The organism is Microbacterium commune, assembly GCF_014836945.1.
In the GTDB taxonomy this organism is placed as follows: domain Bacteria; phylum Actinomycetota; class Actinomycetes; order Actinomycetales; family Microbacteriaceae; genus Microbacterium; species Microbacterium commune.
The window spans coordinates 799,727-815,874 of record NZ_JACSPX010000001.1 but is presented as its reverse complement, the minus strand read 5'-3'; the positions used below and the strand labels follow the sequence as shown (position 1 = coordinate 815,874).

Here is a 16,148-nt window from a genome sequence, read left to right as displayed (position 1 = left end):
ACAGATTACTTGCCGACCGTATGCGCACCAGCACGGGCGGCGCGGCGCTTCTTCTCGGCGGCGTTGATGCGCTTGGCGTTCGCCGCCACGACCACCGATCCGATCAGAGCCGGAAGCGTCATCAGCATGATCACGAGTGCGGGGCTGTTGTCCATGTCTTCACGCTACGGGCGCGCGGGCGGTTCATCATCCCTCTCACGGGGGAGATTCCCGGCTCCGCCGGGCGGCGGATGGATGCGGCGGGTGCCGCTCAGCGCCGTGTCTCGAAGAACGCCCGCAGCTGCGCCGTCGCCTCGTCGGCCCGGATGCCCCCGACGACCTCAGCGCGATAGGGCAGGCGCCGGTCGCGCAGCACGTCGTACATCGAACCCGCCGCGCCCGCCTTGTCGTCCCAGGCGCCGAACACGACGCGGCCGATGCGGGCCTGCAGGATCGCGCCCGCACACATGATGCACGGCTCGAGGGTCACCACGAGGGTGTGCTGCTCGAGGTTCCACACGCCGTGCTTCTCGGCGGCAGCGCGCAGCGCGATGATCTCGGCGTGTGCGGTCGGATCGTGCGTCTGCTCGCGGAGGTTGCGCCCTTCGCCGATGACGGCGCCGCGGGCATCCAGTACCACTGCCCCCACCGGCACGTCGCCGGCTGCACCCGCCTCGGCGGCGAGCACGAGGGCACGACGCATCGCATCGAGGTCCGCGGCGGTCATGGATGCGAGCCTAGCCTCCGGGCGTCGGCAGGTCCCATCTGGTCGCATCGAGCGGGGTGAGGCGGCCATATGGGCCGACTGGCCGAAGCGGCCGACAGGATCAGTCCGACGACGGGAAGACGAACGCGTCGGTCGAGGGCTCGGGATCGAGCGCCGGCCGGTACACGTCGGGCTCGAGGTAGATCACGCGGGCGGCGGGAACGGCATCCCGGATCCGGCTCTCGATCTCGTCGATGTCGGCGGCCGCCTCGCGCACCGTCTTGTCGGACGTGAGGGCGATCTTCGCCGCGACCATCAGCTCGTCGGGACCGAGGTAGAGGGTCTTGATGTGGATCAGCTTCTCGACGTCGGGACCACCGACGATGGCGTCGACGATGCGGTCGTGATCCGCGCGGCTCGCGCCCTCGCCGATGAGCAGGCTCTTCGTCTCGATCGCCAGGACGATCGCGATCGCGATCAGCAGCAGACCGATCATCAGCGTGCCCAGCGCATCGAACAGCGGAGCGCCGGTGATCAGCGTGAGGCCCACCCCGAACAGGGCGAAGGTCAGGCCGACGAGCGCACCGGTGTCCTCGAGCAGCACCACGGGCAGCTCGGGAGCCTTCGACCGGCGGATGAACGAGACCCACGACTGGCCGGGCTCGCGCACGGCGTTGCTCTCGCGCACGGCGGTGCGGAGCGACATCGACTCGAGCACGATCGCGACCAGCAGCACCGCCAGCGGCAGCCACCACCACGTCTGGTCGATCTCGTGCGGGTCGACGATCTTGTTCACGCCCTCGTACACCGCGAACAGGCCACCGAGCGAGAACAGGACGATCGACACGACGAAAGCCGACACGTACCGTTCGCGGCCGTACCCGAACGGGTGCGAGCGGTCCGCCTCCTGGGCGGCCCTGCGGTTGCCGAGCATGAGGAGCAGCTGGTTGCCCGAGTCGGCCACCGAGTGGATCGCCTCGGCGAGCATCGACGCCGACCCGGACAGCGCCCACGCGAGGAACTTCGCGAGGGCGATGCCCAGGTTCGCAAGGAAAGCCGCGATGATCGCCTTGGTGCCGCCGGATGCGCTCATGGCCCGAGTCTACGACGGCGACGCCCGCGTCTCACGGGTGGCTCGGCGCCTCGCCGGATGCGCTCGTAGGATGGGCGGCATGGCCGATTCCCTCCCCGCACTCGCCTTCCTCGGAGCAGGTTCGATGGGAGGTGCGATCCTGCAGGGCGTCGTCGCGTCCGGCGCCCCAGTCGACGGGGGGATCGTCGCGACCAACCGCACGCGAGAGAAGGCGGATGCCCTGGCATCCCTCGCCGGGGTGACCAGCATCGCGCTCGACGAGAACCCCGCCGGCAACACCGAGGCGGTCGCCGCTGCGCGCATCATCCTCGTGGGCGTCAAGCCGGCCATGGTGCCCGACCTGCTGCGCGAGATCGCGCCGGCGCTGCGCGACGACGCGATCGTCGTGAGCCTCGCCGCCGGAGTCACTCTCGCGACCTTCACCGAGGTGCTCGGCGAGAGGGTGCACACGGTGCGCTCGATGCCCAACACCCCCGCGACGGTCGGCCAAGCCGTGACCGGCATCGCCGGCGGCCCCGCGGCGACCGACGACGACATGGCGCTCGTGCGCGCGCTGTTCGAGAAGGTCGGCGCGGTGATCAAGGTGCCCGAGTCGCAGATCGACGCGCTGTCGACCGTCTCGGGATCCGGACCCGCCTACGTGTTCCTGCTGATCGAGAAGCTCACGGACGCGGCGCGCGGGATGGGGTTCTCGGATGCCGATGCCCGCCTCATGTCCGAGCAGACGTTCATCGGCGCCGCGGCCCTGCTCGCGGCGTCCGGCGAAGACCCCGCCGAGCTGCGCCGTCGGGTCACCAGCCCGAAGGGCACCACCGAGCGGGCGGTGGCCGTGCTGCAGGATGCCCGGCTCGACGACGTCTTCGCAGAGGCGACGGCCGCCGCGCTCGCGCGCGCGAAGGAGCTGGCCGCCGGCGCCTGAGGCCTGGTGACGCTCTGCGGTCCGGCCGGGACTCACCCGGCGTAGGCGTGCGGCTACCGGTCGAGGCCCGCGAAGCGCTCGATGTCGACGTTGGTGCCCGAGACGATGATGAGGTCGTGGTTGGTGACCACCGTGTTCGCCTCGGCGTAGCGGAACGGCTTTCCGGGGCTCTTCACGCCCACGACGGTCACGTTGTACTTGGAGCGCACGCCCGATTCGTTCAGTCGCACCCCGCGGATGAACTTCGGCGGGTACATCTTCGCGAGCACGAAGTCGTCATCGAAGCGGATGAAGTCGAGCATCCGTCCGCTGACCAGGTGCGCGACGCGCTCGCCGGCCTCGCGCTCGGGGTAGATGACGTGGTTCGCGCCGACGCGCGCGAGGATCTTGCCGTGCGATTGCGAGACCGCCTTCGCCCAGATCTGCGGCACCTTCAGGTCGACGAGGTTCGCCGTGATCAGCACGGACGCCTCGATGAGCGACCCGACGGCGACGACCGCGACCTGGAAGTCCTGCGCGCCGATCTGCCGCAGGGCGTCGATGTTGCGAGCGTCCGCCTGCACGGTGTGGGTGACCCGCTCCGACCACTTCTGCACGAGACCGAGGTCGCCGTCGATCGCGAGCACCTCGCGGTCGAGCCGGTCGAGCTCCCCGGCGCAGGCGGCGCCGAAGCGGCCGAGTCCGATCACGAGCACCGGGGCGTCGCCCCGCACCATCTCAACCAACGATCGGCCTTTCGACGGGCAGCGAATAGAGCTGCGATCGGGAGGTCGCGGCGACCGCCGCGGCGAGTGTCACTGTACCAACGCGTCCCATGAAGATCGTCGCGGCGAGAACGTAGCTCGCGGAATCCGGGAGCTCGGCGGTCAGGCCCGAGCTGAGGCCGACGGTGCCGAATGCGGAGATGACGTCGAAGAGCACGTCGATGATGTCTGCCTTGGTGAGCTGGGCGATGATCACCGTCGAGAGGGCGACGACGGTCGCGCCCCAGGCGACGACCGACAGGGCGACGCGCTGCACGTCCGACGGGATGCGTCGGCCGTACACCTCGACCGACTGGCGTCCCTTCGCCTCGGACCACACCGCGATGGCGAGAACGGCGAGCGTGGTCACCTTGATGCCGCCAGCGGTGGATGCCGAGCCGCCGCCGACGAACATGAGCATGCACGCGACGAGCATCGACGACCCGTTCAGATCGGACATCTCGATGACGTTGAACCCGCCCGAGCGTGTCATCGCCGACAGGAAGAACGCGTTCATGGTCGTCTCGCCGGCGTCCATGGATCCGAACGTGGCCGGGTTGTCGAACTCGAGAAGCAGGAAGACCGCGGCGCCCAGCACGAAGAGCAGCCCGGTGGTGATGAGGGTGAGCTTCGAGTGCAGCGACCAGCGCTTCACGTGCCACACGTGCTTGGCGAGGGTGTAGATCACGGGGAACCCGATGCTGCCCAGGAACATGCTGATCATCAGGATGGTCAGCACGAGGTAGTCGTCGGCGAACACGGTCACGCCGCCGGCGTTGGGGGTGAACCCCGTGTTGGTGAACGACATGGCGGCGTAGTACGGCGCCTCCCACAGGGCGGCGAACGGGTCGATGCCCGCCCACACCAGCGCGGGGTACAGCATCAGCGCGACGCTGAGCTCGATCACCAGCGTCGACAGTGCGACCGTGGTGAGCAGCTGGCCGACCTCGCCGAGCCGCACGGTCTGGCTCTCGTTCACCGGACCGCCGTGCGCGCGCATCGGGTTGGTGTCTCCGGCCGCGAGCAGCTTGGCGCGCAGCCCGAGGCGCTTCGAGATGACCATGCCCATCACCGACGCGAGGGTCAGCACGCCCATGCCGCCGATGTTCACGCCGATGAACAGCAGCACGTTGCCGAACGGCGACCAGTGGCTGGCCATGTCGACCGTCGAGAGCCCCGTGACGCAGATCGTCGACATCGCGGTGAACAGCGCGTCGCTCAGCGGCGTGACGGTGCCCTCCGCCGAGGAGAGCGGCAGCGACAGAAGACCGGTGAACAGCAGGATGAGCGAGGCGAAGATGATGATCGCGAAGCGCGAGGGCGACGAGGTCACCAGGTGCCTGGCCCGTCTGCCGAAACCGCGCAGTGTCTCCTGCGGGGACGATGCCGACGCGATGCCCGACATCGCTCCCCTCTCCGCCGACGTCGTTCGCCGAGCCTCCGTCATGGTACTCCCGTGCGGGGCCTACTACCCTGAGGGGATGACCGACATCTTCGACGTGATCGCGGACGGCACGAGGCGAGACATCCTTCGGCTGCTGCTGAGCGAGTCGGCCGAGGGCGACGGCGGCACCAGCGTGACGCAGATCGTCAGTCAGCTGGGCATCAGCCAGCCGACCGTGTCGAAGCACCTCAAGGTGCTGCGCGAGGCGAACCTCGTGACCGTGCGGGAAGAAGGCCAGCGCCGCTTCTACAGCCTCTCCGTGGGTCCGCTCGAGGAGGTCGACGACTGGCTCGTGCCGTTCCTGATCGACGCGTACGGCGATCAGGCCCCGATGATCGACATCCCGTTCGCCCCGCTGCCGGCCGCGACGGCCCACGCGGCCGAGGTCGTCGGCCGCGCCGCCGCTTCGGCGAAGCACGTCGTCACGTCGGCGCTGCGCAAGCTCGGCACGTAGCCGCCAGTCACATCCGTCTCACGTGTTTACAGCCGTCGCAGCAACCCCATATGCTGTGCTTCAGCAGAAAGGGGTGCTGGGGATGCCCGACGTTCACGATGTTCGATTCCTGACGGTGGCCGAGGTCGCCGAGATCATGCGCGTGTCCAAGATGACCGTGTATCGCCTCGTGCACGCGGGTGAGCTGCCGGCGATCCGCTTCGGGCGCAGCTACCGCGTTCCCGAGTCGGCGGTCGCCGACGCCCTGCGCACCCCGAACGCCGATGTCGGCTGACCGCCGATTCGGGCGGCGTGCGAGCATTTGATAGAATCGTCCGAGGCATTTTTTCCGTGCCCGTACCCGGGTGCCGTTTCCATGGCATCCAACCCCTGACTTAGTGAGGTTTCCGTGGGTTCAGTCATCAAGAAGCGCCGCAAGCGCATGGCGAAGAAGAAGCACCGCAAGCTGCTTCGCAAGACTCGCCACCAGCGCCGCAACAAGAAGTAAGCGGCACGACACCGAGCGCCCCTCATGGCTCCTGAGCCTGTCGAAGGGGCGCTTCGTGTCTGCGGCGACAGAAGGAGAACCGTGAAGACGATCACCGTCGACCAGCTCGCTCAGCGAGAGGGCGTGCCCCTGATCGATGTGCGCGAGCGCCATGAGTTCGAGGCCGGGCACGTGCCCGGCGCACTCAACCTGCCGATGTCGGAGCTGGGCGGGCGGCTGGACGAGCTGCCCGGCGAGGCGTTCGATGTGATCTGCGAGCTGGGCGGCCGCTCGGCTCGCGTGGTCGAGGCGCTGACCGAGCGCGGACACGACGCGACCAACGTCGAGGGCGGCACCGCCGCCTGGGTGGCGCAGGGTCGTCCGGTCGCGCAGTGACCACCCTCACGATCATCGGCAAGCCCGACTGCCACCTGTGCGAGGTCGCGAGCGAGGTGGTCGACGCCGTCGTCGCCGAGATGCCGGATGCCGCGGCTGAGCGTCTCGAGATCGTCGAGAAGTCCATCGCGGACGACCCCGCGCTCTACGAGCGGTGGTGGGAGAAGATCCCCGTCCTGCTGATCGACGGCGAGCTGCACACGCACTGGCGCGTCTCGCCGGATCGGCTCCGTCAGGCACTCGAGGAGGCCATGAAGTGATCCGTCATGTCGTCAGCTGGAAGCTGGCCGCGGAGGATGCCGCCGTGCGCGCCGAGCAGGCCGCCGAGGTCGCTCGTCGTCTGAACGCGCTGATGGGCGTCGTGCCCGAGCTGCGCGCGGTGTCGGCCGGCGCCAACATCGCTCACCCCGACGTCAACTGGGATGTCACGCTGGTCGCCGACGTGGATTCGCTCGATGCGCTCGAGGCGTACCAGGTGCACCCAGCGCACAAGGAGGCCGGCGCGTACATCAAATCGGTCGTCGCATCCCGGGTCGCCGTCGACTTCGAGATCTGATCGGTCCTGCCTTGCAACGCAAATGTGATGGCATCACGGCCCCCGGGCTGCCACGATGCTCCGACCCGCGTGACAAGATGAGTTCACCCCGCCCGCGGGCGCAAGCCCCCGTCACGAAGGAGTGGCCATGAAGCGCCGTCCTCTCATCCTCGGTACAGCCATCGCCGCTGCTGCCGTCCTCGCTCTGTCCGGCTGCGCGAGCAGCGAGAACGGATCCGACGCAGACGCGCCGGCATCCGGCTCCGGTGGTGCGGACTACGGTCTGGTCACGGACGGCACGCTGACGGTCTGCTCCGACATCCCGTACCCGCCCTTCGAGTTCGAGGGGGGCGACAACGGCACCGGGTACACCGGATTCGACATCGACCTGCTCGACGCGATCTCGAAGAAGCTCGACCTGAAGCTCGCGGTGCAGGACACCGGGTTCGAGGCGCTGCAGTCCGGCGCCACGCTGCTCGCCGGCACCTGCGACCTCGGTGCGTCTGCCATGACGATCACCGAGGAGCGCAAGGCGAACATCGACTTCTCCGACCCCTACTACGACTCGCTGCAGTCGCTGCTGGTGCGCGCCGACTCGGACATCAAGAGCATCGACGACCTCGACGGCAAGAACGTCGGCGTGCAGCAGGGCACCACCGGCGAGATCTACGCCAAGGAGAACGCCAAGGGCGCCGAGCTCGTGCAGTACCCCTCCGACGGAGAGCTGTGGCCGGCCATGCAGTCGGGCCAGATCGACGCGATCCTGCAGGATCAGCCGGTGAACCTCGTGCACGAGAAGGCGGACTCCGACTACACGATCGTCGAGACCTACGAGACCGACGAGTCGTACGGCTTCGCCTTCGCGAAGGGCGAGAAGGCCGAGCTGCGCGAGGCGATCGACGACGCGCTGCAGGAGCTGCGCGACGAGGGCGAGTACGACAAGATCTACGACTCGTACTTCGCCGCCAACTGATCCCCACGGAAGGCATCCGACGATGGCGCTGAAGCGCAGAACGAGAACGCTGCTGTATCGCGTGACGATGTACGTCATCTTCTTCGCGGTCGTCGCTGCGGTGGCCTTCTCGATCAACTGGCAGCGGGCGATTCCGCAGTTCTTCAATCTCGAGGTGGCGGCGAAGCTCTTCCCCGACATCATCCTGATCGGACTGCGCAACACGATCCTGTTCACCCTGATCGCGTTCACCGGCGGGGTGCTGCTGGGCATCGTCCTGGCGCTGATGAAGCTGTCGAGCATCGGCCTGTTCCGGTGGGTCGCGACGGGCTGGATCGAGCTCTTCCGCGGGTTGCCTGCGCTGCTGACGATCTTCTCGGTGGCCTTCATCGTGCCGATCGTGTTCGGCTGGAAGGTTCCCGGCGGGCCGGTCGGCGCCGGTCTGCTCGGCCTCATCCTGGTGGCCTCGGCGTACATCGCCGAGGTCATCAGGTCGGGCATCCAGGCCGTCCCGAAGGGGCAGACCGAGGCCGCCCGCTCGCTGGGCATGTCGCCGATGAAGACGATGTTCTGGATCATCCTGCCGCAGGGCTTCCGCATCATCATCCCGCCGATGACGAACGAGCTGGTGCTGCTGCTCAAGGACACCTCGCTCGTCTTCATCGCGGGAAGCTTCATCTGGTCGAAGGAGCTCACTACCTTCGCCCGCGACGCGAACTCGGCGAACGCCAACGCGACGCCGCTGATCGTGGCCGCGCTGCTGTACCTGGTGGTGACCATTCCTCTCACGCGGTTCACCGCGTGGCTGGAGCGACGGATGGCGAAGGAACGATGAGCACCGATCTGATCGACGTGCACGCCCCTGTGATCGAGGCGCAGGGGCTGGTCAAGGCGTTCGGCGACAACGTCGTGCTCAAGGGCATCGACCTCACCGTGTACACCGGCGAAGTCGTGTGCATCATCGGCCCGTCGGGCTCGGGCAAGTCGACGCTGCTGCGCTCGGTGAACCTGCTCGAGGAGCCCACCGACGGCCGGGTGCTCATCGAGGGGATCGACGTCACCGATCCCGAGACCGACATCGACCGGGTGCGTCAGCGCATCGGCATGGTGTTCCAGAGCTTCAACCTCTTCCCGCACCTGTCGGTGCTCGGCAACCTCACCGTCGCGCAGCGACGCGTGAAGAAGCGAGGCAAGGAGGAAGCCGAGCAGATCGCCCGCGAGATGCTCGAGCGTGTGGGTCTGGCGGAGAAGGCGGATGCCTTCCCCAGCCACCTCTCCGGCGGTCAGCAGCAGCGTGTCGCGATCGCGCGTGCGCTGTGCATGAACCCCGACATGATGCTCTTCGACGAGCCGACCTCGGCTCTCGACCCCGAGCTGGTCGGCGAGGTGCTGCAGGTCATGCGCACGCTGGCCGACGAGGGGATGACGATGCTCGTCGTCACGCACGAGATGGGCTTCGCCCGTGAGGTCGGCTCGCGCCTGATCTTCATGGACGGCGGCCACATCCTCGAGCAGGGCGACCCGCGTGAGGTGCTGGCGAGCCCGCAGCACCCCCGCACGCAGGACTTCCTCTCCCGCGTGCTCTGAGCCGCGAAGCCCGCCCCGTCGTGTGCGGCGAGGACGCGCCGATCTGGCATCCTGAACTGTGATGGAGATCGGCGCGTTCCTCGGCCTCGAGCAGCTCACCTGGGGCGTGCTCGTCCTCGTCGTCGTCGCCGCGTTCGGCGCGGGATGGATCGACGCGGTCGTCGGCGGCGGGGGACTGCTGCAGCTGCCCGCCGTGCTGCTGATCCCCGGCATCACCCCGGTGCAGGCGCTGGCCACGAACAAGCTCGGCTCGATCTTCGGCACGGCGACGAGCAGCGTGACGTACTACCGCCGGGCCAGACCCGACATCCGCACCGCCCTGCCGATGGCGGCGATCGCTTTGGCCGGCTCATTCGGCGGAGCCGCCGTGGCGACCGTGCTTCCGGCATCCGCCTTCAAACCCATCATCGTGGTGGCGCTGCTGGCCGTCGCCCTGTTCACCGCGTTCAAGCCGCAGCTGGGCGCGGCGACCGCACTGCGCTTCTCGGGGCATCGCCACCACGTCACGGCCGGCGCCGCCGGCCTGGTGATCGGCTTCTACGACGGTCTGATCGGGCCGGGCACGGGCACGTTCCTCGTGATCACGCTCGTCGCCCTGCTGGGCTACGACTTCCTGCAGGCGAGTGCGAAGGCGAAGATCGTGAACTTCGCCACCAACGCCGGAGCGCTGATCCTGTTCATCCCGCACGGCGCGGTGCTGTGGCTGCTGGGGCTCATCCTCGGCGTCGCGAACACGGCAGGCAGCTACCTCGGCTCCCGCATGGCGATCTCCCGCGGATCGGGTTTCATTCGCGTCGTGTTCCTCGGCGTGGTGATCCTGCTGATCGCGAAGCTCGGCGTGGATGTGTGGAACGAGAACCTCGCCCCCATGCTCGCGGCCGGGTGATGGCGGGCATCCGAACCGGGCATCCGGGTCACCGTCCGGATACGACCCTTGCCACCACCGGTGTCTTCCCGCGTAGACTCCGAACTGCGCTCTGTCGGGCGCGCCAGTGCTTCCACGGAGGAGGGACGATGAGGTCACTAGGCACGAAGCGGATCCTGATCGGATTCGCGGGTCTCACGGCGGCGGCGGTCGCTCTCAGCGGATGCTCGGGATCGGGGGATCCGGGCGACGGCGACAAGGTCACCCTCGAGGTGCAGTCGGCGATGGGAGACGGCACGCCCCGATACGAGGCGCTCAGCGCGCTCGCCGAGGCGTACGAGAAGGACAACCCCGACGTCAAGATCGACGTCGTCGCGCTGGGCAGCGACTACGAGGGCGACATGAAGGTGCGGATGGGGTCGGGTGATCTGCCCGACATCTGGGCCACGCACGGGTGGTCGCTGCTGCGCTACAGCGAGTTCCTCGAGCCGCTCGACGAGCAGGGGTGGGCCGACCAGCTGAACCCGGTGCTCCACTCGACGATGAAGAGCGACGACGGCGAGTTCTTCGCTCTTCCGCTGACGACCGACGTCGCCGGCATCCTGTACAACAAGACCGTGCTCGAGGAGGCGGGGATCGACCCCGCATCGCTCGGCACCATCGACGCTTTCGACGACGCGCTCGCGAAGATCAAGGGCGCAGGGGTCGTGCCGATCTCGAGCTCGGGCAAGGACGACTGGTTCGCCGGCAACGTCGCCGACTGGCTCGGCTCGGGGTCGTTCGACGAGGCCGAGTCGGAGAAGCTCGCGGACGGGGAGTTCGTCGACAGCGGATTCGAGGCCCTGTTCAGCACGCTCGAGGAGTGGGCGAAGGCCGGGTACTTCAACCCCGACTTCTCGTCGGCGACCAGCGATGACATCGCGACCGCGCTCGGAAAGGGCACGACCGCGTTCGTGATGATCCAGAACACCCTCGCCCTCGGTGCCAGGGAGTTCGTGCCCGACGCGCAGATCGGGTTCATGCCGGTGCCGGCCATCAACGGCGACGACGAGTATCTGATCGGCGGCGAGGGCGTCGCGCTGGGTGCCTGGCGCGACGGCGAGAACAAGGAGGAGGCACTCGACTTCCTCGACTTCCTCGCCGAGCCGGAGAACATCGGCCGCTTCGCCAGCGAAGACGGAAACCCCGCGGGCCTCATCGACATCGACGTCGACCTCGGTGACCTCTCCGACAGCTACGAGCAGTTCTTCACCCCGGGAGAGGTGCGCATGGTGCCGTACTTCGACCGCGCATACCTGCCCAACGGCATGTGGAACACGCTGATCTCGACGACGTCCGGCATCGTCACCGGGCAGACCACGGTCGACTCGGCGGTGAAGCAGGTCGAGGCGGAGTTCGGCACGCTGTACGGGCAGCAGTAGGCCACGCGAGAGGTGACTTCACGCTCGACGGGGATCTTCCCGCGCCGACTCAACTGGTTCTACGTGCCGGCGCTCGTGCTGTTCGCGGTGTTCTCGATCTACCCGCTGATCAGCGGCATCAGCCTGTCGCTGACGAACTGGAACGGGTACAGCCGCGACAAGGCGTTCGTCGGGTTCGACAACTACCTGCGTCTGCTCGACGACGAGGTGTTCCGCACCGCGCTGGTCAACACGCTCATCTACGGTGTGGGCAGCACCGTCATCCAGCAGGTGCTCGGACTGAGTCTCGCCGTCGTGCTCGACCGCATCGTGCGCGGGGCCGCCCTGCTGCGCGCCGTCATCTACCTGCCGGTGCTGGTGTCGCCGGTGGTGCTGGGTACGATGTACTACCTGATCTTCCGCTACAACAACGGTGCGCTGAACGACGTGCGCGCCCTGTTCGGGGCGGAGCAGGTCGCCTGGCTGTCGGATGCCGGGTTCGCCATCCCGGCGATCGTCGTCGTCAACTCGCTGCAGTTCGTCGGCATCTCGATGGTCATCTACCTCGCCGGTCTGCAGGGTGTGCCGGCCGAGTACCACGAAGCCGCGCAGCTCGACGGCGCCAGCTGGTGGCAGAGCTTCCGCAGCATCACCGTGCCGCTGCTGCAGCCGGCTTTCGCGACGAGCATCGTGCTGAACCTGATCGGCGGGCTGAAGCTGTTCGACGTCGTGCAGGTGCTCACCGGCGGCGGGCCCGGTCAGTCCACGCACTCGGTGTCGACGCTCATCGGCGAGACGTACTTCTCGAATCAGGCGGCCGGGTACTCGGCAGCGATCGGCGTCGTGCTGTTCATCCTGATCGTCGCTGTGACGTTCGTGCTGAACACGCTGCTCGACCGGAAGCGGGTGGAGCTGTGAAGAACACGGCCACACCGTCGAAGGTGCTCATCTATGCGGGTCTGGCGCTCATCGCCGTGCTGCAGCTGCTGCCGTTCTACTTCGGGCTCACCACCGCCTCCAAACCCAAGACCGACCTCTCGTCGCCCTGGATCTTCCCCGGTGAGGTGCACTGGACCAACTTCGCCACGGCGATACAGCAGGGGAACATCCTGCAGGCCATCGGCAACAGCGCACTCGTGACGGTCGTGTCGACGGTGCTCGTGTGCGTGCTCGGCGCGCTGACCGCGTACCCGCTCGCACGCCGGGTCACGCGCGGCAACCGGCTGATCTACGCCTGCATCATCAGCCTGATCATGATCCCGCCGCTGTCGGTGCTCGTGCCGTTGTACACGCTCATGAAGGACCTCGGCGGGCTGAACACCCACTGGGGCATCATCGTGCTGATGGTCACCGGCAATCTGCCGCTCGCGGTCTTCCTCTACACGGCGTTCATGCGCAGTCTGCCCGTGTCGATCGAGGAGGCGGCGACGGTCGACGGCGCAGGTCCTCTGCAGGTGCTGTTCCGGATCGTCTTCCCCATGCTCCGCCCCGTCACCGCCACCGTCGCGATCCTCGCCGGGGTCGGCATCTGGAACGAGTTCGCCCTGAGCACGTATTTCCTGCGCACCGACGAGACCCGCACGATCGCCCCGGCCGTGGCGGGATTCTTCGCGGCTCAAGGCAGCGATCCGGGCGCCGCGGCCGCGGCATCCGTGCTCTCGGTCGTGCCCGTGCTGGTGGCGTACCTGTTCCTGCAGCGCAGCTTCATCAAGGGGATGGTCGCCGGCTCGCTGAAGTGAGCCCGACGTCAGCGCGCCGGCACGGCGAACGTGCAGCCGACGTGGCGATCCGACGCGGCCGAGACGCTCGTAGAACGGTGCGCGTCGGCGCGTGCGGCACCCGCTCTCGGCCTCAGACCTTCTCGCGTACGGCGACCGGGACGGGATCGATGGTGAGGAAGACGCGCTCGCCGAAGAAGGGGTGCGCGTGCGCGTCGTGCTGCACTCGCACCCGCTCGCCCGAGTCGGTGCGAACCAGAGTGCGGCGGATGCTGCCCAGGAACGTGCTCTCCTCGACGACGCCGGCGGTCGCGGCATCCGCCTCCCCGGTGAAGCGCAGGTTCTCGGGACGCAGGTGCACGTCGACAGCGCCGGTGGCGGGCGCGTTCGTGGGAAGCGACCGCCCCCACACGGCGACCGTGTCGCCGGATGCCACACCCGAGACGACGCTCGACAGCCCGATGAACGACGCGACGTGCGCGGTCGCGGGGCGCAGGTACAGCTCCTCCGGTGTGCCGATCTGGTCGATGCGGCCGGCGTCCATCACCGCGATCCGGTCGGAGACGGCCAGGGCCTCCTCCTGATCGTGCGTCACGAAGACGGTCGTGATTCCCAGGCGCAGCTGGATGCGGCGGATCTCGTCGCGCAGCTGCACGCGCACCTTGGCGTCCAGCGCCGAGAGCGGCTCGTCGAGCAGCAGCACGCGCGGCTCGGTGACGAGCGCCCGGGCGAGCGCGACCCGCTGCTGCTGCCCGCCGGAGAGCTGGTGCGGGAAGCGGTCGGCGAAGGCCTCCAGGCCGACGAGGGCGAGCGCGTCGAGCGCCCGGCGGGCGGCCGCGGCCTTGCCCACGCCACGCCGGCGCAGCCCGAAGGCGGTGTTGCCGGCGACGTCGAGGTGCGGGAACAGCGAGTACGCCTGGAACACCATGCCGATGTCGCGCCTGTTGGTGGGGACGCGCGACACGTCCTGACCGCCCAGCAGCACGGCGCCGACGTCCGCATGCTCCAAGCCGGCCAGCACACGCAGGGCGGTGGTCTTGCCGCAGCCGGAGGGCCCGAGCAGCGACACGAACTCACCCGGTGCGATGTCGAGGTCGACACCGTGCAGCACCCGGTGCGCACCGTAGCTCTTCTCGATGCCCTGGAACTGCACACGCGTGCCCTCACCCGCCTCGGCGAGCAGCACGTTGTCCGCGGTGGCGGGAAGGGGACTCGGGGAGGTCATTGGTCAGCCTTTCGGTTGCCGCGCGCGGCGCGGCCGATGATGAGCAGCAGCAGGAAGCAGAACAGCAGCGCGAGCAGCGTGAATATTGCCGGCACGTAGGCATCCTGCTTCTGCACGACGATCATCGCGGTCTGGAACACCTGCCGGTTCAGCAGCGACGCGATCGTGAACTCGCCCAGCACGACGGCGATCGAGATGAGGGATGCCGAGAGCAGCCCCTGGCGCAGGTTCGGCGCCAGCACCCTGACCACCACGGTCGGCCAGTTCGCGCCGAGCGACCGGGCGGCCTCGGAGAGCGTGCGCAGGTCGGCGGCGTCGATCGATGCCTGGATCGCACGGTACGCGAACGGCAGCACGGTGATGCCGTAGGCGAAAGCGAGCGTCCACGTGCCGGTGCCGAGCGTGCGTCCGATCTGCAGGTAGATCGGAGAGAGGCCGACGACGAGCACGATCGCGGGGATCGAGATCGGCAGAAGCGCCGCGAACTCGAAGACCGGCGTCAGTTTCGGGAAGCGCAGGTTCACGAGGATCATCGTCGGCGCGAGCAGCACCAGCACGATCATCACGGTGACGATCGCGAGGACGAGCGAGTTGCCCAGGCCCGTCCAGATCGGCTTGATCGCCGCCGACGCCGCAGGATCCACCAGCGCCGCCCAGCGCGCGAAGGACAGGCCGCCCTCCCGGTCGCGCAGCGTGTAGAGGAAGGTCGCGACCAGCGGGATCGCGAAGAAGGCGCCGATCAGGATGCCGATGACCCACCGCGTCGCGGGGGAGGGTGCGATGCGGTTCACGACCGCCACCTCGCCGCGCGACGCTGGATGAGCGAGTACAGCGCCATCACGACCCCGACGATGACGATCATGCCGAGCGCGAGCGCTCCGGCGAGATTCTCGCGGCCGAGCACGGTCTCGCTGGTGAGCGCCGCGCGGATCTGCAGCGGCACGATCTGCGATCCCTGGCTGGCCAGCGCCGCGGCGGTCGCGTATGACGAGAACGCGTTGGCGAACAGCAGCAGCAGGCTGGCGAGGAACGACGGGGCGAGCACCGGGATGCCGACGCGCACCCAGAATCCGAGCCGGGTGCCGCCGAGAGTGAGGTTCGCCTCCGCCCACTGCGGCTTGAGTGCCGCGAGAGCCGGCATGAACGTGATCACCATGAGGGGCACCTGGAAGTAGATGTAGGGGAGGATGAGGCCGGGGACGTCGTAGAGCCACACGCCGTCCGCGAAGATGTCCACCCCGAAGGTGTCCTTGAGCAGCACGGTGACGACGCCCTGCAGGCCGATCGTCGCGATGAACGCGAACGCGAGCATGACGCCGCCGAACTGCGCGAGGACGCCCGCCGCGGCATCCACCGTCTGGCGCACGGCGCCCTGCGGGTTCATTCCCAGCATGGCGTAGCAGACCAGGGCGCCCGCCAGCGCGCCGACGACGGCGGTCAGCAGCGACAGCCACCCGGAGTTCGCGAACGTGTTGAGCACCACCGGGTCGACCAGCGCCGTGATGTTCGTCCAGGTGAAGACGCCGTCCCCGTCGACGAAGCCCGAGCCGATCGCGAGGAGCGTCGGCACGGCCAGGAACAGCACCACGTAGACGCCGAACGGAACCAGCCCCAGCCACGCCCAGGACAGACCCCACCGCCGCCGTCGGAGACGGCCCGGCGGTGG

General features: G+C 68.3%; 22 protein-coding genes. 14 read left to right on the top strand and 8 right to left on the bottom strand.

Annotation, left to right across the window (positions count from 1 at the left end):
- Window positions 1–5: 5 nt before the first annotated feature.
- The 3 genes from H9633_RS03755 to H9633_RS03745 form a co-directional block, all read right to left on the bottom strand.
- The gene (locus tag H9633_RS03755) at window positions 6–155 is read right to left on the bottom strand and encodes a hypothetical protein (protein ID WP_177243889.1); all 150 of its coding nucleotides are present in this window, start codon (window positions 153–155) and stop codon (window positions 6–8) included.
- A 95-nt stretch (window positions 156–250) separates the two neighbouring features.
- Window positions 251–706, bottom strand: a complete 456-nt coding sequence (tadA, locus tag H9633_RS03750; protein WP_191712144.1) for a tRNA adenosine(34) deaminase TadA — start codon at window positions 704–706, stop codon at window positions 251–253.
- A 100-nt stretch (window positions 707–806) separates the two neighbouring features.
- Window positions 807–1,778, bottom strand: a complete 972-nt coding sequence (locus H9633_RS03745; RefSeq protein ID WP_191712143.1) for a cation diffusion facilitator family transporter — start codon at window positions 1,776–1,778, stop codon at window positions 807–809.
- A gap of 79 nt (window positions 1,779–1,857) precedes the next feature.
- On the opposite strand from H9633_RS03745, the gene proC reads away from it, so the two are divergent.
- Window positions 1,858–2,697 carry a pyrroline-5-carboxylate reductase gene (gene proC / locus H9633_RS03740; RefSeq protein WP_191712142.1) on the top strand — a complete coding sequence of 280 codons (840 nt, stop codon included), beginning with the start codon at window positions 1,858–1,860 and terminating at the stop codon, window positions 2,695–2,697.
- A 53-nt stretch (window positions 2,698–2,750) separates the two neighbouring features.
- Here proC and H9633_RS03735 read toward each other — a convergent pair whose 3' ends face one another.
- The gene (locus tag H9633_RS03735) at window positions 2,751–3,413 is read right to left on the bottom strand and encodes a potassium channel family protein (protein WP_371261045.1); all 663 of its coding nucleotides are present in this window, start codon (window positions 3,411–3,413) and stop codon (window positions 2,751–2,753) included.
- A gap of 1 nt (window position 3,414) precedes the next feature.
- Window positions 3,415–4,845, bottom strand: a complete 1,431-nt coding sequence (locus H9633_RS03730) for a TrkH family potassium uptake protein (protein ID WP_191712141.1) — start codon at window positions 4,843–4,845, stop codon at window positions 3,415–3,417.
- Window positions 4,846–4,921: 76 nt separating this feature from the next.
- Here H9633_RS03730 and H9633_RS03725 point away from each other — a divergent pair, with 76 nt between their 5' ends.
- From H9633_RS03725 to H9633_RS03665, 13 genes are all read left to right on the top strand, one after another.
- Window positions 4,922–5,338 (top strand): ArsR/SmtB family transcription factor, encoded by a 417-nt coding sequence (locus tag H9633_RS03725; protein ID WP_071645044.1) that lies wholly within the window; start codon window positions 4,922–4,924, stop codon window positions 5,336–5,338.
- Between the two features lie 82 nt (window positions 5,339–5,420).
- Window positions 5,421–5,612, top strand: coding sequence for a helix-turn-helix domain-containing protein (locus tag H9633_RS03720; protein WP_071645022.1), 192 nt, complete (start codon window positions 5,421–5,423; stop codon window positions 5,610–5,612).
- A 114-nt stretch (window positions 5,613–5,726) separates the two neighbouring features.
- A complete protein-coding gene (locus H9633_RS03715; protein ID WP_003792170.1) occupies window positions 5,727–5,825 on the top strand; it encodes a 30S ribosomal protein bS22 in 99 nt (32 codons plus the stop codon).
- 81 nt (window positions 5,826–5,906) lie between these two features.
- Window positions 5,907–6,200: a rhodanese-like domain-containing protein gene (locus H9633_RS03710; protein WP_071645023.1), complete on the top strand. Its 294-nt coding sequence runs from the start codon at window positions 5,907–5,909 to the stop codon at window positions 6,198–6,200.
- Window positions 6,197–6,460 carry a glutaredoxin family protein gene (locus H9633_RS03705; RefSeq protein WP_071645024.1) on the top strand — a complete coding sequence of 88 codons (264 nt, stop codon included), beginning with the start codon at window positions 6,197–6,199 and terminating at the stop codon, window positions 6,458–6,460. Before H9633_RS03710 ends, H9633_RS03705 begins: the two co-directional genes overlap by 4 nt.
- Window positions 6,457–6,756: a Dabb family protein gene (locus H9633_RS03700; protein ID WP_071645025.1), complete on the top strand. Its 300-nt coding sequence runs from the start codon at window positions 6,457–6,459 to the stop codon at window positions 6,754–6,756. Before H9633_RS03705 ends, H9633_RS03700 begins: the two co-directional genes overlap by 4 nt.
- A 127-nt stretch (window positions 6,757–6,883) precedes the next feature.
- On the top strand, window positions 6,884–7,708 hold the full coding sequence (locus H9633_RS03695) for a basic amino acid ABC transporter substrate-binding protein (protein WP_191712140.1): 825 nt from the start codon (window positions 6,884–6,886) through the stop codon (window positions 7,706–7,708).
- A gap of 22 nt (window positions 7,709–7,730) precedes the next feature.
- Window positions 7,731–8,522, top strand: coding sequence for an amino acid ABC transporter permease (locus H9633_RS03690; protein ID WP_191712139.1), 792 nt, complete (start codon window positions 7,731–7,733; stop codon window positions 8,520–8,522).
- The gene (locus H9633_RS03685; RefSeq protein WP_225211041.1) at window positions 8,519–9,274 is read left to right on the top strand and encodes an amino acid ABC transporter ATP-binding protein; all 756 of its coding nucleotides are present in this window, start codon (window positions 8,519–8,521) and stop codon (window positions 9,272–9,274) included. Before H9633_RS03690 ends, H9633_RS03685 begins: the two co-directional genes overlap by 4 nt.
- Before the next feature lie 61 nt (window positions 9,275–9,335).
- Window positions 9,336–10,160, top strand: a complete 825-nt coding sequence (locus tag H9633_RS03680; RefSeq protein WP_191712138.1) for a sulfite exporter TauE/SafE family protein — start codon at window positions 9,336–9,338, stop codon at window positions 10,158–10,160.
- A gap of 128 nt (window positions 10,161–10,288) precedes the next feature.
- Window positions 10,289–11,560, top strand: a complete 1,272-nt coding sequence (locus tag H9633_RS03675; protein ID WP_191712137.1) for an ABC transporter substrate-binding protein — start codon at window positions 10,289–10,291, stop codon at window positions 11,558–11,560.
- Between the two features lie 12 nt (window positions 11,561–11,572).
- The gene (locus H9633_RS03670) at window positions 11,573–12,457 is read left to right on the top strand and encodes a carbohydrate ABC transporter permease (protein ID WP_191712136.1); all 885 of its coding nucleotides are present in this window, start codon (window positions 11,573–11,575) and stop codon (window positions 12,455–12,457) included.
- Window positions 12,454–13,278: a carbohydrate ABC transporter permease gene (locus H9633_RS03665; RefSeq protein WP_191712135.1), complete on the top strand. Its 825-nt coding sequence runs from the start codon at window positions 12,454–12,456 to the stop codon at window positions 13,276–13,278. Before H9633_RS03670 ends, H9633_RS03665 begins: the two co-directional genes overlap by 4 nt.
- Before the next feature lie 112 nt (window positions 13,279–13,390).
- Here the strand turns inward: H9633_RS03665 and H9633_RS03660 are convergent, their stop codons facing one another.
- From H9633_RS03660 to H9633_RS03650, 3 genes are all read right to left on the bottom strand, one after another.
- Window positions 13,391–14,482 carry an ABC transporter ATP-binding protein gene (locus tag H9633_RS03660; protein ID WP_191712134.1) on the bottom strand — a complete coding sequence of 364 codons (1,092 nt, stop codon included), beginning with the start codon at window positions 14,480–14,482 and terminating at the stop codon, window positions 13,391–13,393.
- Window positions 14,479–15,273 carry an ABC transporter permease gene (locus tag H9633_RS03655; protein ID WP_191712133.1) on the bottom strand — a complete coding sequence of 265 codons (795 nt, stop codon included), beginning with the start codon at window positions 15,271–15,273 and terminating at the stop codon, window positions 14,479–14,481. Before H9633_RS03655 ends, H9633_RS03660 begins: the two co-directional genes overlap by 4 nt.
- On the bottom strand, window positions 15,270–16,148 hold an 879-nt coding region (locus tag H9633_RS03650), incomplete at its 5' end, for an ABC transporter permease (RefSeq protein ID WP_225211040.1). The genes H9633_RS03655 and H9633_RS03650, both read right to left, overlap by 4 nt.

Excerpts from the sequence above, each read along its gene's own strand:
- H9633_RS03755 (WP_177243889.1), bottom strand. The coding sequence starts at position 155 with ATGGACAACAGCCCCGCACTCGTGATCATGCTGATGACGCTTCCGGCT.
- tadA (WP_191712144.1), bottom strand. The coding sequence starts at position 706 with ATGACCGCCGCGGACCTCGATGCGATGCGTCGTGCCCTCGTGCTCGCC.
- H9633_RS03745 (WP_191712143.1), bottom strand. The coding sequence starts at position 1,778 with ATGAGCGCATCCGGCGGCACCAAGGCGATCATCGCGGCTTTCCTTGCG.
- proC (WP_191712142.1), top strand. The coding sequence starts at position 1,858 with ATGGCCGATTCCCTCCCCGCACTCGCCTTCCTCGGAGCAGGTTCGATG.
- H9633_RS03735 (WP_371261045.1), bottom strand. The coding sequence starts at position 3,413 with ATGGTGCGGGGCGACGCCCCGGTGCTCGTGATCGGACTCGGCCGCTTC.
- H9633_RS03730 (WP_191712141.1), bottom strand. The coding sequence starts at position 4,845 with ATGTCGGGCATCGCGTCGGCATCGTCCCCGCAGGAGACACTGCGCGGT.
- H9633_RS03725 (WP_071645044.1), top strand. The coding sequence starts at position 4,922 with ATGACCGACATCTTCGACGTGATCGCGGACGGCACGAGGCGAGACATC.
- H9633_RS03720 (WP_071645022.1), top strand. The coding sequence starts at position 5,421 with ATGCCCGACGTTCACGATGTTCGATTCCTGACGGTGGCCGAGGTCGCC.
- H9633_RS03695 (WP_191712140.1), top strand. The coding sequence starts at position 6,884 with ATGAAGCGCCGTCCTCTCATCCTCGGTACAGCCATCGCCGCTGCTGCC.
- H9633_RS03690 (WP_191712139.1), top strand. The coding sequence starts at position 7,731 with ATGGCGCTGAAGCGCAGAACGAGAACGCTGCTGTATCGCGTGACGATG.
- H9633_RS03685 (WP_225211041.1), top strand. The coding sequence starts at position 8,519 with ATGAGCACCGATCTGATCGACGTGCACGCCCCTGTGATCGAGGCGCAG.
- H9633_RS03680 (WP_191712138.1), top strand. The coding sequence starts at position 9,336 with ATGGAGATCGGCGCGTTCCTCGGCCTCGAGCAGCTCACCTGGGGCGTG.
- H9633_RS03675 (WP_191712137.1), top strand. The coding sequence starts at position 10,289 with ATGAGGTCACTAGGCACGAAGCGGATCCTGATCGGATTCGCGGGTCTC.
- H9633_RS03660 (WP_191712134.1), bottom strand. The coding sequence starts at position 14,482 with ATGACCTCCCCGAGTCCCCTTCCCGCCACCGCGGACAACGTGCTGCTC.